Origin of the sequence: Commensalibacter melissae, from assembly GCF_009734185.1 — a bacterium.
Classification (GTDB): Bacteria; Pseudomonadota; Alphaproteobacteria; order Acetobacterales; family Acetobacteraceae; genus Commensalibacter; species Commensalibacter melissae.
Map to the genome: position 1 here is coordinate 1,371,530 of NZ_CP046393.1, position 17,638 is coordinate 1,389,167.

Consider the following 17,638-nt stretch of genomic DNA (forward strand, 5'->3'; position numbering starts at 1 on the left):
CCAAATATTACGAAACAACATCAATGCAACGCAAGCACAATTCTGGATAACTTGAATTGCCTCCCACTTCATCGAGAACTTTCCAGCAACGTGCACATTTATGTCCTGTTGCTACCCGAATACGAGGTGCGGCATGACCCTCTCCACCCTGTTTGGTTTCCACTGAATATAAAGATGCCGAACCCGGTATAATATTGATATCAACCCGGGACACAATAACCAGTTCAGCCCAGTCATAATGACCGAACAAGGCGGCTTCTTCCTCTGAAAAATTCAATTCTACAGCAGCTTGAAGCGAAGACTTGATAATCCCTTCCCGACGCATATTTTCAATTTCCGTCGTAATGATACGACGAATAGAACGTAATTGAATCCAACGTTTTGCCAGATCATCATTCAACCATTTCACAGGTATGAGAGGAAATTCTTCCAAATGAACAGTCGCATTCTCACCAAAGCGAGCAGTCCATGCATCCTCTGCAGTAAAGCATAACACCGGTGCCAACCAAGTGCATAAACATCTATGCAAAACATTCAATACGGTTCGAACCGCCCTACGACGTATATTCTCTTTTTTATCACAATAAAGTGAATCCTTGCGGATATCGAAATAGAAAGCCGACAAATCACTTGTACAAAAATAGTGTAAAGCAGGATAAACCCCAACCCATTCATGAGTATGAATAGCTTTTTGAATAACCTGATTCATTTCATAAATACGATGCAGAACCCATTGCTCAAGTTCAGGAAGATCTTCATAATCAAGTTTTTCCTTATCTGAAAACCCTTCCAAACCTCCAAGAACCCAACGTAACGTATTTCTTAAACGTCGGTATAATTCACCTTGCTGTTTTAAAATCTCTTTTCCAATTCGAAGATCTTCATTCGTATCAGAGTTCATTACCCATAAACGCAAAATGTCTGCACCAAGTTCATCATTGACATTCTGGGGTGCAATAACATTACCGAGGGATTTTGACATTTTACGTCCCTGTTCATCCATTACAAATCCATTAGTGACAATGGCCTTGTAAGGTGCAACTCCACGTGTTCCCACACATTCGAGCAACGATGACTGGAACCAACCACGATGCTGGTCGGAACCTTCCAAATACAAATCCGCAGGAAAATCAAGTTTGTCCCTACCCAGGACAAAAGCATGCGTTGAACCACTTTCAAACCAAACATCCACAATATCAAACACCTGTTCATATTCTTCACTATTGTAATTTTCACCAAGAAAACGCGAGGGAGAAGAATTATACCATGCATCTGCACCTTCTTTTTTGAAAGCTTCTACAATCCGTTGCATAACTTCAGCATCCCTTAAAACCTCACGGGTTGCCTTATTGACAAAAACGGCGATTGGCACACCCCAGGCACGTTGCCGGCTAATACACCAGTCGGGACGCGAGGCAATCATGCTGGTCAAACGGTTACGGATTTGTGCGGGAACAAATATCACATCCTCTAGAACTGACAATGCATTCTCACGAATTTTTCTATTATCATCCATTGCTATGAACCATTGCGGGGTAGCCCGGTAAATAATCGGGGCCCGTGATCGCCAGGAATGAGGATAAGAATGCACGATGGAGGATTGGGCAACAAGACCAGTAAATGGTTTGTTTGCATTCCTTGCCTCATCTCTGGATAAGTTTAACTCTTCACAGACAGGTTCAGCCGCCTTGAAAACATGGATACCGGCAAATAGAGGGACATCCGAAGCGTAACGCCCATCATCTTCAACATATTCCGTTACACCAATTTGATGTTGCTGACATAAATAAAAATCATCTTCACCATGTGCGGGAGCACAATGAACCAATCCTGTTCCCGCTTCAGTCGTGACGAACTCGCCTGCTAATAAAGGGACATCAAAATCATAGCCTTTTCCCCGCAAGGGATGCGCTGCAACTGCACCTGCCAACGCGTTTCCTTCAAGCGATGCCTCTTCCTTGAATTCCGTAATACCTGCCTGTTCACAAAATGAGGTCAGCAAATCCTGTGCAATAAGAAAATTAGCTCCAATGGACACGTGGGAATCAGCGTTAACAGCTTTAACACTGATAATTTGATAGGTTATATCGTTATTGTAAGCTATGGCTCGGTTCGCAGGAATTGTCCATGGAGTCGTTGTCCAGATAACAGCCGAGACATTTTCCAATAAATGCTGGGGGGTTGGATCTTTGACAAAAGGAAAAGCTACAAATATAGTTGTCGATGTATGATCGTGATATTCAATCTCAGCCTCAGCCAGAGCTGTTTTTTCAACCGGGCTCCACATAACCGGACGCAGGCCACGATATAAACTGCCATTTAATAGAAAACGACCAATTTCTTCAACAATGGCTGCCTCTGAACTGAAATCCATTGTTGCATATCGGTGATCCCACTCTGCCTGAACCCCAAGTCTCTGAAATTCGGATGATTGAATTGACAACCAGTTTTGGGCATAGCTGCGACATTCTGCCCGAAATTGCAATACTGGGATATCATCCTTGTTTTTACCTGCCTTGCGATATTTCTCTTCTACCTTCCACTCAATGGGCAAACCATGACAATCCCAACCGGGAATATATCGAACAACCTCTCCATTCATACGATGGGAGCGATTAATCACATCCTTGATAATCTTGTTAAGCGCATGTCCGATATGCAAATGTCCATTGGCATAGGGAGGGCCATCGTGCAGGGTAAAGACCTTTTTCCCTTCCAAAATCCGTTGATCCGATTGCCGGATAATAGCCTCATCCAATCCTATTTTTTTCCAACGTTCCAAAATTTCAGGTTCCCGTTGAGGTAACCGCCCACGCATTGGGAATGAGGTTGAAGGTAAAAAAACTGTATCTCTATACAGGTCGGTAGATTTGGATTCAGCCATGATTTCGTTCTAACTGTAAAATTAAAGTAGATTAAGACAATATTTGATTTTATAAAATAAAACCAATTTCTAAAAAATAAAATTTATCATTATTAATAATTCTTTTTTACAAGGAATTAACAGATTCATTTTTTATTTTAAAAAATTCTTTCGCATTATTTGCATCCCGGGCTATTTGTTTTTTCAATTCATTCAAATCACTAAAACGTTTTTCATCACGAATAAAATGATACAAATAAACCGTAATCTTTTGACCATAAATATCCTGGTTAAAATCAAACAAATGAGCTTCCAGACAGGCTCTGGTCTGTTTTCCAATTGTTGGACGGTATCCGAGATTGGCCACTCCTTCGTGCATTCTCCCATTGGCCAACCGAATTTTAATCGCATAAACCCCGCATTTGGGCTCTACCTGTTCCCCCAACTGTAAATTCGCAGTTGGAAAACCAATTGTCCTGCCCCTTTTATCCCCATGCTCCACTATATTCTGAATGCACCAGATCCTACCCAAATAATGGGCAGCCTTTTCAGGATTTCCATTTTTCAGACAGGAACGGATAAGGCTGGAAGAAATCACCGTTCCCTCTTCCCGCAAAGGTTTTACAATCGTAACGCCAATACCCAGTTTATCCGCTTCAGAAATCAAAAAATCGGTATTTCCTTGACGATTGTGCCCGAATACAAAACCCTCACCACAAGCTACATGAAAAATCCCGAATGATTTATAAAGAATTTGATGAATAAAATTCTTTGCATCTAGCGCAGCAAATTCTTGATCAAATGTTATCTGAAAAATATTTTCAACACCCAGAGCAGACAAGGCTGCATTTCGCTCATCTGCATTCGTCAATCGAAATGAAATTTCCCTGCCTTCGAAAAGCTGTCTTGGATGAGGTTCAAAAGTTACTACAGATAAAGAACGGTTTGGAAACTGTTTTTTTAAAGTCTCCAATAAATAAGCGTGCCCACGATGCACACCGTCAAAATTGCCCAAAGCTGTTACAGAACCCCGGGCTGATAGCGGAATTGCCTGTCCGTTTGTATAGATAGTCGTCATAAACGGCAAATTTTCTTTCGTTATTAATCTAAAACCTCTTCTGAAACAACAAAACCTTATTTCTGTGTTTCGGATGATACAGGGGTTTTTTCCTTATTATCGTTAAAGGAAACAGAGGTATCCCCTTTGTTGTCGACATCTGGCAAAATTGTCTTGCTTTGTGGAGAAGAGGTTTCATCGTCGGCAATATTTTTCTTGAAAATCTTGATACCCCTGGCCAGATCCCCCATTAATGTTGAAATCTTTCCTGATCCAAAAACCAGCAAAACCACAATCAATACAATCAGCCAATGCCAAATACTCATACTGCCCATAATATATTTATTCCTTACACAACTTACACATGCAGACAATTTTCGGAAAATTCAATCGACTTTTTCTAACTTAAACACAGGAAATATCATAATTTAATTAAAATTATCATACTATATTTTACTTTTAACACCAAATTGCAAATCACGCGGTTTTTTGTTACCTTGATCACGACTTGTTGGGAATAATAAAACCATAAGTCGCATATCGCTTGATCCCGATTTTTCCCGTAGGTGCCCACCAAACCCTTACCAAAGACCAGTCATTACGTGATGAAACATCTATAATTGGCGCCTTGTGATCAATTCTCTGCGCTTCCCAATTGGCATGATCAACAATAATCGTGCGTGAATCCTGAAGTTTTTTTACGACAGAAACATGCCCATAAGGCAATCTGGAAGTTTTACGAAAAACCAATATTGCCCCCGGTTCTGGCCTTTTGGTTCTATAATATTTCCCTCTTGATTGATACCACCAACTATAGGCTGCCCCCTGAAGTTCAACACCAGTGATCTTGCGGGCATAGGGTGCACATTGCAAGGAGCCATGATAGCTTCTTCCCCCTCCACAGGCAGCCAGCAAGGGTAGAATTCCAAAAAACATGATTAAGACGCGAACAAAAAATCCTGATTTCATTTTCCCCTATAAAGAACGTATTTTATTGATACATTCTTCTGCCTCTGCATGGGTCATCGATAAAACTTCTTTTGAGATTGTAAACGAAAATCCACGCCTTGCAAGGATCATTTGTTCACGATCCTTCAGTTCAGCTGTTTTTTTTAACAAACGCTTACGAAATGGTCCAATCTTCCTTTTCCGTGCATAGGCCAAAGCGGATAGCAGCTCAAGATGATCATCATGATATTCTTGCAAGGAGGACTGAATTAAGGAGGGATTGATTCCCTTTTGTATAAAACGTCCCTGAATTTGTTTTTTGGAACAACCCGCACGGATCAAGGATGGCATTTTGGAAAAAATAAATCTGTCATCATTAATACCGCCATTTTGCTTCAATTCATTGACAATCTGATCAATCTTATCGTATGCCTTCTTGAGAATTTCATCGTAATCTTGATCGTCCTCCTTTTGAATTTGTTTAATCCAACGATTGACTTTCTGCCTTAAAAGTTTAACCAATCCTGCCTCGGTATTATTATAACGGGCAAGATAATTCAGTGCATACTCTTTTAAGTCAGGAAGCTGTATCCTGTTTGACATGATTTGCATCACTTCCCTTTAAACATTATCCAATCAATTACCCTTGATTATATTAGGAATAAATTGACTTTTTTTTCTCAATCATTAATTATGTCTGTTTCCTTCAATAAAATCGACAAGAGAGATTATGATTTCCGCTTTGATGCCCACCTATAATCGTGCAAACCTTGCCTTTGACCATGGAAACGGCGTGTGGCTTTTTACGGTTGATGGGCGACGATTTCTGGACTTCGGGGCTGGAATTGCAACATCATCTCTAGGTCATAATCATCCCCTTTTATGTAAAGCTATTTCGGAACAGGCAAAAAAAGTCATTCATGTTTCCAATTTATACCAAATTCCTCAGGCAATAAAATTAGCCGAAAGATTAATAGCAATAAGTTTTGCCGACAGTGTGTTTTTTTGCAACTCTGGGGCAGAGGCAAACGAAGGAGTCATAAAGGCTATTCGTCGCGCCCAATATAAAAACAACCATCCAGAAAGAACAGATATCATCTGTTTTAATCACGCTTTTCATGGAAGAACTATTGCAACTTTGAATGCGACAGGCAATCAAAAATATCTGGAAGGTTTCGGGCCTAAAATACCTGGAATCAAACATATTCCAATACATGATATTGACCTGGTGAAAGAAGCCATTAACCAGAATACGGCAGGATTTCTGATCGAACCCATACAAGGCGAAAGTGGAATCACTGTTATTTCTCCTGATTTTCTAAAGGCATTGCGACAAATCTGTGATGAGAATGATCTTTTCCTAGGATTTGACGAAGTTCAGTGCGGAGTTGGCAGAACAGGTAAATTTTTTGCCTATCAATGGACAGATATTGAACCTGATATTCTTTCATTGGCAAAGGGTATCGCCGGGGGCGTACCTATGGGCGCTTTTCTTGCCAAGGAAAAAATCGCCAAACACATGACCTTTGGAACGCATGGATCAACCTTTGGAGGAAACCCTCTTGCATGTGCGGCTGGAAATGCAGTTATGGATATCATATTGAAACCTGGATTCCTGAAAAATATACGAGAAACAGGACTGTATCTAAAGGAACAACTGCAACAATTAACCGAGATTTATCCAGATGTTTACGCTGAAGTTCGCGGAAAGGGTCTTTTATTGGGATTAAAGGGAGCCATTCCTGCAAACGAAATTCAAAATGCAGCCCTAGAGCAAAATCTACTGACCGTATTGGCAGGAAATAATGTCATTCGCATAATTCCTCCCCTAATTATAACCAAGGAGGAATGCTTGGATGGTATTCACCGGTTAAGAAATGCTGCCGAGCAATTACGTAAAAACCTGAAATCTGTTCAATGAGTAATTTCTATGAATAACCCAATTATTTCTCAATCAAAAAAAATAAAACACTTTTTAGAACTCAAAGATATTAGTAAACAAAATTTAAGAGATATTATCACCCTCGCCTCTCAAATCAAAGGAATGCAGGAAGATAGAAAATATCCCTCACATCCTGCCCAACCTCTGAAAGGACGTTCAATCGCACTTATCTTTTCCAAACCTTCAACCCGTACGCGCGTATCTTTTGAGGTTGGAATTCATCAACTAGGCGGTAATCCGATTGTTTTATCAACCAGTACAATGCAGATTGACCGGGGCGAAACCATTGCCGACACTGCCCGCGTTCTTTCAAGATTTGTGGATGGCATAGTTCTTCGAACAGGCTGTACCGAACATTTGACCGAATTGGCACAATTAAGTTCAGTCCCCGTTATTAACGGACTGACTCCCGCCTCGCATCCGGGACAAGTCATGGCTGATGTCATGACCTTTGAAGAACATAAAGGTCCTATCAAGGGACGTGTAATTGCCTGGATTGGCGATGGTAACAATGTTGCAAATTCTTTCATTGAAGCTGCCGCACAATTTGATTTTACTCTTAAATTAGCCACCCCACCCGATTTATTGCCCTCAAAAACCATACTGTCATGGGCCAAAGAAATGGGGGCAGACATTCAGCTGACTACAGATCCAAAAAAGGCAGTTAAAGAAGCAGATTGTATTGTTACCGATACCTGGGTTAGCATGTCTGATAATGATTCTGAAAAACAACAACGCTTGAAATTATTGCATCCTTATCAAGTTAATCTCGATTTAATGAAACTAGCCGCCCATGATGCCATTTTCATGCATTGCTTGCCTGCCCATATCGGTGAAGAGGTAACCGCTGAGGTTTTTGAAAGTAAACAATCAGTTGTTTTCGATGAAGCTGAAAATCGTCTTCACGCACATAAAGCCATTCTGATTTGGGCTTTGATGGGTGATAATTGGCGTGATTACGGCTCCCGTTAATTCCATTCTTGAAATAGACAATATTTAGCCTATCTTTTCAAAAAAGATTTCTCGGCTATTCGCTTTTTTCTTGAGAAGATAACCATGAAAAACCTTCATCATTCCAATAATGATCGACCCAATGTTCCAGATATTACCTACGGCAAAGGAATTACGCCTTTTTTCTTCCCTTCGGCAAGAGGAAGGCTCATTCGTTTGGGACCTGTAGCTCATTCCATTCTTGAACGCCATAACTACCCAGACTGTATCACCAAACTGGGAGGTGAAGCTTTGTCATTAGTTGCTGGCCTGGCTTCATCATTAAAATTTGAGGGATCATTTTCCCTGCAAATCAAGGGAAAGGGAGTCGTGTCAATGTTGGTTGCTGATTGTACCCATAAAGGCGAGCTACGCTTCTATATTCGTTATGACAAAAACAAAATAAATGATTTTACTGAAAATGCATCAGCAAAAACCCTTTTGAAAAAAGGATTATTCGTTCTGACCATAGACCAACAAGACAAAAAAGACAATTATCAGGGGATGGTTGAACTGACAGGAGAAACGCTTGCAGAAATGGCCAGTCACTATTTTGAAAATAGTGAGCAGTTTCCCTATTCAATTCAATTATATTGCGAATGCTATCAAAATAAATGGCAAGCTGGCGGCCTAATTCTTGAAAAAATTGCCCATGAAAATTCAATCGTTTTGAAACCAGCCGCTGAAAATGATGAAAAAGAATGGGAAACAATATGTATTTTAGCCAACACTTTAAAAGCTTCAGAGTTATTTGATAAAAATCTTGCTTCAGAAAAATTACTTTATCGTCTTTTCAACAGTTTGGAATTTTCTGTTGGCAAGCCGAAAAATGTCGCTTATGGTTGTCGTTGTTCCCGATCAAGGTTACAAGAGGTCTTGAACAATTTTTCCAAAGATGAACTTGATAGCATGGCAGAAAATGGAAAAATTATCATGACATGCGAATTTTGCTGTTACGATTTTATTTTTTCTCGTAAAGAAATCTAATAAAAATAATATCGATTAATAAGCAAATTCAAAATAATGTTAAAATTTTCTATTTGTTGAATATAAACAAATGTGAATTTTATAGAATTTTTACTAATTATAATATTCACTTTTTAATTTTTAAATGACCAAAAAACAGATAAAAAACTGTTTTAATAAATAACACCTAATAAAATTATAATTTCTTCGTATTGTTTCAAACAAATAAGCTTTTAACTCTCTATTATCATAATCATTGTCATATTTTATTCTAAACAAATTATATCATTCATAAAATTGGAATAGTAATATGATATAATTTTTTCAAAAGATTTGTTATCATGACTAAATTTTGGAATAGGATTATATCATGATAAACAGGTTAAATATATACGTATAATTAACCTGTTTTAACGTAACCAGCAATTAATGAATTTATAAATATCAAGGGGTTGTCATGTCATTCGAATTACGCAAATCGTTATCATATCGATTTAAATTTTATTTATCTGCATTTTTATGGATTAGTCCGGTCGTGATATTATCAGCTTGTGCACATAAAGATACCACTCAATATGCACCACTAACATATGATTATCTAACCCCTATATTCCTGAATGTTGGACAAATAAGCATACAGGATCATTCTAACGCAAATCAATATCCAAGGGATATTTCCAATTTAAGCCCGACCCCTCCCGCCATGGCCTTGAATAACATGGTTAATAATCGTCTTAAAGCAAGAGGCACATCCGGAAAGGCTATATTTACAATCAGCCGAGCTTCTTTGCAAGAAAACAATGATGATGCCGTTTACGGGCAAATTGATATTAGTCTTGATATTTATAACAACAATAATAGAAAAGTTGGCTCAATTCAGGTCAGTACAAATCATACATACCAGACTGATCATAATAAGGGAGACTTAGATAGCCGAGCAAATTTATATGATATTACCCAAAAAATGATGCAAGATGTCAATGTGGAACTAGAATATCAAATTCGCAATCATTTGGAGCCCTGGATTGTTGATGCCACAGGCACACCAATTTCAGACTCAATTAAAACACAGGATTTGAATGATAAGGCATCTTCAACCGCTGTAAAACATGATATGTCCCCTCCAGATCACAGGATTATAGCACCTGCCACCAACAAACCTCCAGCTTCAAACGCAGATTTAAATGCTGTTTTCCCTGATGGCATTCCCAACAATGAATCTGCCGCACCCCCAGTCCATGATACACAACCTGTTTCTTCAACTAAAGGTAAATATCCTGTTGGGGTATTGGGAACACTGCCTCAATCAGCCATTTCCAAAAAATACTAGATTCTAAAGCAATAACAAGGAAAATGAACGTACACCCTGGGCGCCATGGATCAATACCCCTTCAATATCTGCGGTGGCCGAGGGACCTGTATGTAGTGCTGCATAATGATTTCGCCTCCATTCCGGACGTGCATACGCATCATGCAGGTTTTCCACGATTTCAGAGCTGTTCAATAAAACGACCAGATGTTGCGGTAAATAACCCAAAGTATTTACAACCAGATCTTTTTCGGTAAGACAAACAGATCCTGTTTCAGCCACACCAAAACTTGCCCTGACAACTGCATAGTCAATATCATGCAAACTATTCGGAGGCGTTTGATCCGTTATATTATAATCACCCTTTATTTCCTTAACAACAGAACAGATATTCTTTGCGTTTGAAAGTTTTTCATAAATCGACTCAAAAGGATTATCGGCATGATTTTCCAGTAATTCACCCCCCATCTGCTCAAAAACTTTCTTAAATTTTTTTATCAAATCAAGATCATTCTGGTGAAACAAGGGAACAGAAGGAGGCTTAACATATTCATCAACACAGGCCTTGCGGATTTTGCCTAAAATGATATCACGACTATTCATTAACACTTTCCTTTTTCAGATAATTCTTTTCATACCAGCCATGAAAGGTCTCCTTGGGTGCAGGTGGCAAGTCTCTCTGCTTTCCCCATTTATTGAGGTTATTGTAAACAATAAAATGTGGGAGATATTTCAATGCCCGATCGGCATTTTTTATCGCGGCCCTGTACAGGGCTGGATTGCCCAAAATTTTCCCGGCGGCCTGCATCAATATTCTTTTTGCAAGGGACAATTCACCCTTTTCTGCCAATGTCTCTCGCCACTCAAAAATTTGTTCATGAATATTGATTTTAACAGGACAGACATTAGAACAACTGCCATTCAAGGTTGAGGCAAAGGGAAGGTTGCGAAATTTATGGGCATTGTATCCCGGACTAAGTATCAAACCAATTGGCCCTGCATAGGTACTTCCATAACTTAATCCACCACTACGACGAAACACGGGACATGTGTTCATACAGGCACCACAGCGTATACATTTCAAGCCTGCCTTGAATTTCTTGTCAGCTAAACGGGTGGAACGCGTATTATCGACCAGTATGACATGCATTTCCCCGCCATGATGTCTGGGCCCCCGGAAATAAGATGTATATTGTGTTATTGGGGAACCTAGCGCACTACGTGACAATAAACGAATGAATACTGCCAGATGTTCAAGCCCTGGAACTATTTTTTCAATTCCGACCGTTACAATATGCATCCCGGGTGTATTGGCAGAAAGATCGGCATTCCCTTCATTCGTGCAAACAACCACCGCACCCGTTTCAGCAACCAAAAAATTTCCTCCTGTCATGCCAGCTTCGGCTTTCAGGATCAAGGGACGATTTGTTTCGCGCTGGGTTTCGGCAAGATAATGTATATCATTATTGCCCGCCTGTGCCCCGAGAGTTTTGGTAAAAACCTTGGAAACATCCGTACGGGATTTGTGAACAGCCGGAACAACAACATGACTTGGATCCTCATTGTCCAATTGCTGGATCCGTTCACCCAGATCCGTTTCAATTACGTTGATCCCCTCCTTTTCCACAGCCTTTCGCAAACCACATTCTTCCCCAAGCATGGATTTGCTTTTCACTAAAATTTTGGTCTGGCGTTTTTTCATCAACTCGATGGCAATCGAATTACACTCTTCAGCATTTTGCGCCCAATGAACATGAATACCATTATCTTTGGCATTTTTTTCAAACATTTCGAGATAATGAGCAAGATGATCAAGCGTGTGCTCCTTGATATCCGAAGCCAACTGTCTAAGTTCCTCCCATTCTGGGATAAGATGCATTTGCGCATCACGCTTTTTACGTAAATCCCATAAACGATTATCATGCATTTTCTCGTGGGCCTGCGCAGCGATAAAGCGATTGGCGGCTTCAAGCTGATCTATGGGTTTATTACCTTTGACAACCGCACCCCTTGCGCCAACTTCATGTTGAAGCGCCACATCATTCACGTCTGAATTAATATTGACATTCATTGTAGATCTCCATTCAGAACGCGTGCAATATGGGCATATTTCACGGGAATTTTCATCCGTTGCGCGCATCCCTGCTGATGCATGAGACAAGAGCTGTCTGCGGAAATTACGTATTCTGCACCGCTATTATATTGGTCCATAACCTTATCCTGACCCATTTTTGCTGAAACACCCTCCTCAAAAACTGAAAAAGTCCCCCCAAAACCACAACACTCATCAGGACGTGTCAATTCAACAAATTCAATTCCTCTTACCTTTTCAAGCAAATCCCTGGGTTTTGAGAAATATGGTTCCCTCAATTCTGACATGCTCGCATGTCTTAATCCTCTCAATGCATTGCAATTATTATGAATGGCAACCTTGTAGGGAAAAAACGCCCAGGGAAAAGAATCAATCTTGAGAATATCATGCAGAAACTCAACCAGATCATAAGTATGCGTTCTGACATGTTTTACCTCATCAGTCTGTTCGATGGCATCAAAATTGGAACGAACCTGATGCGTACAGCTTCCCGATGGCATGACAATATAATCAAATTGCGAGAAATTCCTCACAAACAGGGTTTCAGTCGCGGCAGCCTCTTTATGACACCCCGTATTAGTCATGGGTTGACCACAACAGGTTTGATCAAAAGGATATGTAATATCCAGATCAAAACGTTCCAATAACTTTAAAGTTGAAATACCAACTTCAGGTTCCAATGCATCCATATAACATGGAATGAATAACCCTACCTTCATTTGTGCAAACCTTGATATCCATTTATAATTATTATATTTTCAATGGCAATTTATCACTTTATGAGTTGTTTCACTACTTGTAATTATTATTTCGATTTTTAATTTTTAACATTTTCAATATTTTTTATCACCAAATCCGGGGTCAGGATTTGGGGCAACACCCTGGGGTTTCCATAGGCAGGATAATAGATATAAAGTGGAACCCCTTCCCGTCCAAACTGTTTTAGAAAACGACTGATTTCATTATTGTGATGTGTCCAATCACCAATCACATATTGAATATGATGACGATGGAAATAGTCTCTTACTTTTCGGTTGGATAAGGCAACCTTATCATTAACGAGACATGTTAGACACCAACTTGCCGTCATGTTAACAAATACAGCTTTATGATCAATCTGCAATTGCTGAACATTCTTTAATGAAAATACCATATATTCCCTATTTTCCACTGTTTCATTAGAGGATTGTACAAGATTCATTTCCGTGATCATACCCCCTAACAAAATGAAAATCAGAATAAGCGTGATACTGGAAACCCTTTGAAATACACGTGTAGCAGTTTTATATCGCAATAGCTGATTTTTACCCAATAACCATGCTCCAAATCCAATTAAAACACAGCCTAACAAAACAGTTAATAAAGATATGGACTGATCATGCTGATAAATTACCCATACCAGCCACACACAGCTAAGTAATAGGGGAAATGCCAAAAATTGCTTCAATATTTCCATCCATATTCCTGGCCTCGGTAAAAAACGGGTCAATTTTGGAATAAAAACCAATAGCAAATAGGGAAAGGATAGACCTAATCCCATTCCTATAAATATAAAAAAAGTTTTTTCGGCTGAACTATTTAAGGCGGCTGCTACAGCTATACCCATAAATGGTGCGGTGCAAGGTGTTGCAACCAAGACAGCAAGAATACCTGTAAGAAAATCAGAAAGGTAAGAGGATGAATTTGTTCTTGAATAAAATGAAAAATTTATTGTGAAGGCATCCAGAAGATTTAAGGCAATGATAAATAATAACCAGCATAGAATTATCAAAAATGAAACCGATTGAAACTGGAAACCCCATGTTATCTGTTTTCCCATCCAGCGCAGACTTATAAATATGAGCGATATACCCGTAAAACTGCTTAAGATCCCTGCCGTGTATGACAGACATGACCGGTATTGATAGGCACGGTTTTTATTTCCCAAACGACTTAAGGATAATAATTTCATGGCAATGACAGGAAAAACGCAAGGCATGAAATTTAACAGGCACCCACCAAGAAAGGCACTGCTGATCAATAAAAATAGATTCAGAATATGTGAGACAGGTTTCTTTTTAATTATGGGATGAATTGACCAGTAATGAATCTTGCCATTGTAATCCTTCAATGCCAAGATACCAGCCAAGGACTGATCAAGCGGTTTTTTAGATAATAGGGGCAATTTCAATTCAAAATATTCTGGATTGATTTTAAAATGCTGTTTTTGATCTTGATCAATCAATCCCAATCTTTCTGGCATAAACCAAGCATCCTGCACTTGATCAAACAGAGAATCTGTTTTATTGCCCCACAATTTTCCATTTGGTGTAATGAATAAATTATGTTGCAAAGGCATGGGTTTATTATTCAGTGATTTTTGAATTAAGATCGCTTCATTTGCCTGATTGATTTTTCCTTTTGGTAGATCAATTGTAAATTCGGCCTGCACGGGAACACAGATATTGGCACAAATCAACCACGTCGCCTTGATATGAAGATGCAGATCTTTGGCACGATAGGATTCTGGAATATGAAGATAAAAAGGTAAAATAACTTCCCCATCATATATGTAAGACAATAAACCTTTTTCAAACAACCGTTTGGGAACAGGCCATTCTATTTTTGGAAATATAATTTTTCTATCATGGTTGATTGAAACTTGTAACGAAGCAGGATCTCCCGCATCTCCCGGATTCAGCCAATAAGTGTGCCACCCTTGCTCCAGTTTGATTTTAAGGGCTAGTAAAGACCGATCAACATCATCATTGAAATCGCTTGCACTGATGATACTTGCCTCAACATGCGCTTTAAAGATTTTATCGCTTTCTTTACCCCAAATAACATGCGTGTTAAACCCTATTACAACCAATAATATAGTAATCCAGAATCGCACTTGATTTAATCCTGTCCCTGTCAATAATATTCCATTTTTATCTTAAAGATGAGATAAACAAAATTAATAATCATTCATGTCACCAAGGCATTTTATCGACTAGTCTCAACTTATGTTTAAACCTGATCCCATTTCCCTACCAATACAGAATACCTTACCAGAACTCCATGATCATCTACTTACCTATCAGAACTGTATTCTTGTAGCTTCACCAGGGTCAGGAAAAACAAGCCTTGTACCCTTGTCATTATTACAGGCTCCATGGCGAAACGGACATAGGATCATCATGCTGGAACCACGACGCATTGCCGCCCGAGCCGCAGCAAAACAGATGGCCTGTCTATATCATGAAACCATTGGCCAAACGATAGGTTACAGAACCCGCATGGAAAAAGTGGCCAGTTCAAAAACCCGTATAGAGGTTGTTACACATGGACTGTTCTTGAGACATCTTTTGAACAATCCATTTCTTGACCAAGTTGCCGCCATTATTTTTGATGAAATTCATGAACGTTCCCTTGAGTCTGACCTCTGTCTTGCCTTGTGTCGTGATCTTCAAAAAAACCTGAGACCGGATTTAAGGCTCATCGCAATGTCGGCTACACCATCCTTGTCTCAACTACAAAAAATATTAAACTGTCAGATTATTGAAAATAAATCAAGAATACATCCTGTAACAATACATCATCGACAAAGAGATATTCATGCAATAAAAGATTTGCCCAAAATAACCGCTGCGGAAATAGAGAATGTTTATTACAAAAATCAGGGTAATATACTGGTATTTTTACCAGGCGTTACCGAAATTCATCGCACAATGAATATACTTGCATTGCCAGATGCTGAAGTTCTTCCTCTGTATGGCGAATTACATTCCACAGAACAGGACAAGGCCTTGCGATCTGTCAGTGCCAAAGATAAAAGGCGGATAGTTTTGACCACTTCCATTGCTGAAACTTCCCTAACCGTTCCTGGCGTAAGGATTGTCATTGATGGAGGTTTTCGTCGTGCTCCTCAATTGGACGGAGACACTGGACTAACACGACTTTTAACACGAAGAATATCTAGGGCAGCAGCTGATCAAAGGGCCGGAAGGGCTGGACGTGAAGCTGAGGGAATTGTCTATCGTCTATGGACCCAAGCGATGGAACGAAGTTTTATCCCGCATGATTCTCCTGAAATATTATCCAGTGAATTAAGTGAATTCTTATTGATTTGCAAAACATGGACAGACCTTATGGGAACCTCAATAAAGGAATTGGTCTTTCCTGATTTTCCTTCCAATGGCCTTCTTGAGGCGGCCAGCAATTTACTGACTTTATTAGGTGCGTTAAATGAAAAAGGGCTCATCACTGATTTTGGTAAAAAAATTATTCAATTCGGTGCGCATCCACGTTTGGCGTCAATGATGTTAAGAGCAAACTCAAATGAAGAAAAGGTATTGGCGGCCGATCTGGCTGCATTACTGGAAGAGCGTGATCCTTTTCGTAAAAATCATGACCAATCCTGCGATATCCAAACTCGTCTGAACTGGCTACAAACCCTACCTCATAATCAACATGATAAGGAATTATGGCACCGTATCCACCATATAGGCCAGGAATATCGCAAAAGATTAAAAATACCACTCACCCAAAAATCTCTTGGAAATCCTGCCAAATTATTATGCGCCGCTTTTCCCGACCGATTGGCACAAAAACGTGATGAAATTGGATCATTCCGATTGGCAGGCGGTGGCAGTGCATATCTTTCTCAACAAGATATATTGGCAAAGGAAAAACTATTAATTGTTGCAAATATCCATACTCAGAAAAAAGCCAGAATCTGTCTGGCAGCACGCATGAATTCCGATATTCTTCCCGATTTTATCCTTAATCAGTCCCGTCAGGTAGAAAATATTTCTATTGACCCAACCAATGGAAAAGTCATTGCCCGAAAACAAGTAAAATTTGGGCGGCTTATTTTACAAGACAGAAACGATATAGTCCCAGCTGAAAAGGCTTATCCGGTCTTGCTTGGTTATGTTAAAAACAATTTTTATAAGGCTTTGAACTGGAACGAGGCTACAAAACAATTACAGTCACGTGCTTCATGGGCAAGACAATATTTAACAGAAGAAAAAATTCCGGATTTAACTGATGACAAGCTTGAAGTGCATATTGAAAAATGGTTATCCCCCTGGATCACACAAATCAATAATTTGAAAGATCTAAAAAAAATAGACTTAAAAAATATTCTCGAAGCCTATCTTGGTTATGATATTTGCCAAAAACTAAACCGGTTATTTCCTGAATTTATTATATTGAATCATAATAAATTTTATATTGATTATACACAACCCGCACCCATTATTTCAGCACATGCACAAAAATTTTATGGTATAAAAGATACTCCTTCTATTGCAAAAGGACAAATTCGATTACAATGCTGCCTTCTGTCCCCAGCCAATAGACCTCAAGCAGTAACCAGTGATTTGAAAAATTTTTGGAAAGAGGGTTGGAAAGATATGAGAAAAGATATGAAGGGGCGTTATCCCAAACATCACTGGCCAGAAAATCCCATGAATGACGAATAATAGTTTATTTAATAACTTAAA

The 17,638-nt window shown here is 39.3% G+C and carries 13 protein-coding genes and 1 pseudogene; 5 read left to right on the forward strand and 9 right to left on the reverse strand.

Annotation, left to right across the window (positions count from 1 at the left end; all coding sequences use genetic code 11):
- Positions 1 to 7: 7 nt before the first annotated feature.
- From ileS to GN303_RS06090, 5 genes and pseudogenes are all read right to left on the reverse strand, one after another.
- Complete coding sequence (gene ileS / locus GN303_RS06070) at positions 8 to 2,884, reverse strand: isoleucine--tRNA ligase (RefSeq protein ID WP_110438277.1); 2,877 nt, start codon at positions 2,882 to 2,884, stop codon at positions 8 to 10.
- A 106-nt stretch (positions 2,885 to 2,990) separates the two neighbouring features.
- Complete coding sequence (locus GN303_RS06075; RefSeq protein ID WP_110438278.1) at positions 2,991 to 3,941, reverse strand: bifunctional riboflavin kinase/FAD synthetase; 951 nt, start codon at positions 3,939 to 3,941, stop codon at positions 2,991 to 2,993.
- Positions 3,942 to 4,081: 140 nt separating this feature from the next.
- A pseudogene (locus GN303_RS08885) lies at positions 4,082 to 4,255 on the reverse strand (twin-arginine translocase TatA/TatE family subunit); the annotation flags it as partial.
- Positions 4,256 to 4,421: 166 nt separating this feature from the next.
- On the reverse strand, positions 4,422 to 4,889 hold the full coding sequence (locus tag GN303_RS06085; RefSeq protein WP_230873441.1) for a CHAP domain-containing protein: 468 nt from the start codon (positions 4,887 to 4,889) through the stop codon (positions 4,422 to 4,424).
- Positions 4,890 to 4,895: 6 nt separating this feature from the next.
- The gene (locus tag GN303_RS06090) at positions 4,896 to 5,480 is read right to left on the reverse strand and encodes a regulatory protein RecX (protein WP_110438280.1); all 585 of its coding nucleotides are present in this window, start codon (positions 5,478 to 5,480) and stop codon (positions 4,896 to 4,898) included.
- A 118-nt stretch (positions 5,481 to 5,598) separates the two neighbouring features.
- On the opposite strand from GN303_RS06090, the gene GN303_RS06095 reads away from it, so the two are divergent.
- The 4 genes from GN303_RS06095 to GN303_RS06110 all read left to right on the forward strand — a co-directional run bounded on the left by GN303_RS06095 (position 5,599) and on the right by GN303_RS06110 (position 10,096).
- The gene (locus GN303_RS06095) at positions 5,599 to 6,789 is read left to right on the forward strand and encodes an aspartate aminotransferase family protein (RefSeq protein ID WP_110438281.1); all 1,191 of its coding nucleotides are present in this window, start codon (positions 5,599 to 5,601) and stop codon (positions 6,787 to 6,789) included.
- 9 nt (positions 6,790 to 6,798) lie between these two features.
- Complete coding sequence (argF, locus tag GN303_RS06100) at positions 6,799 to 7,782, forward strand: ornithine carbamoyltransferase (protein WP_110438282.1); 984 nt, start codon at positions 6,799 to 6,801, stop codon at positions 7,780 to 7,782.
- Positions 7,783 to 7,866: 84 nt separating this feature from the next.
- Complete coding sequence (gene hslO / locus GN303_RS06105) at positions 7,867 to 8,787, forward strand: Hsp33 family molecular chaperone HslO (protein WP_110438283.1); 921 nt, start codon at positions 7,867 to 7,869, stop codon at positions 8,785 to 8,787.
- 436 nt (positions 8,788 to 9,223) lie between these two features.
- On the forward strand, positions 9,224 to 10,096 hold the full coding sequence (locus GN303_RS06110) for a hypothetical protein (protein WP_110438284.1): 873 nt from the start codon (positions 9,224 to 9,226) through the stop codon (positions 10,094 to 10,096).
- A gap of 3 nt (positions 10,097 to 10,099) precedes the next feature.
- On the opposite strand, the gene GN303_RS06115 is transcribed toward GN303_RS06110, so the two are convergent.
- The 4 genes from GN303_RS06115 to GN303_RS06130 form a co-directional block, all read right to left on the reverse strand.
- Complete coding sequence (locus tag GN303_RS06115) at positions 10,100 to 10,678, reverse strand: LutC/YkgG family protein (protein WP_110438285.1); 579 nt, start codon at positions 10,676 to 10,678, stop codon at positions 10,100 to 10,102.
- Entirely contained in the window at positions 10,671 to 12,146 is a 1,476-nt protein-coding gene (locus tag GN303_RS06120) for a lactate utilization protein B (protein ID WP_197037445.1), read from the reverse strand. Before GN303_RS06120 ends, GN303_RS06115 begins: the two co-directional genes overlap by 8 nt.
- Positions 12,143 to 12,886 carry a (Fe-S)-binding protein gene (locus GN303_RS06125; RefSeq protein WP_110438287.1) on the reverse strand — a complete coding sequence of 248 codons (744 nt, stop codon included), beginning with the start codon at positions 12,884 to 12,886 and terminating at the stop codon, positions 12,143 to 12,145. The genes GN303_RS06120 and GN303_RS06125 overlap by 4 nt, the downstream gene beginning before the upstream one ends.
- A 98-nt stretch (positions 12,887 to 12,984) precedes the next feature.
- The gene (locus GN303_RS06130) at positions 12,985 to 15,066 is read right to left on the reverse strand and encodes a protein-disulfide reductase DsbD family protein (protein ID WP_110438288.1); all 2,082 of its coding nucleotides are present in this window, start codon (positions 15,064 to 15,066) and stop codon (positions 12,985 to 12,987) included.
- 88 nt (positions 15,067 to 15,154) lie between these two features.
- Here GN303_RS06130 and hrpB point away from each other — a divergent pair, with 88 nt between their 5' ends.
- Entirely contained in the window at positions 15,155 to 17,617 is a 2,463-nt protein-coding gene (gene hrpB, locus GN303_RS06135; protein ID WP_110438289.1) for an ATP-dependent helicase HrpB, read from the forward strand.
- Positions 17,618 to 17,638 lie beyond the last annotated feature (21 nt).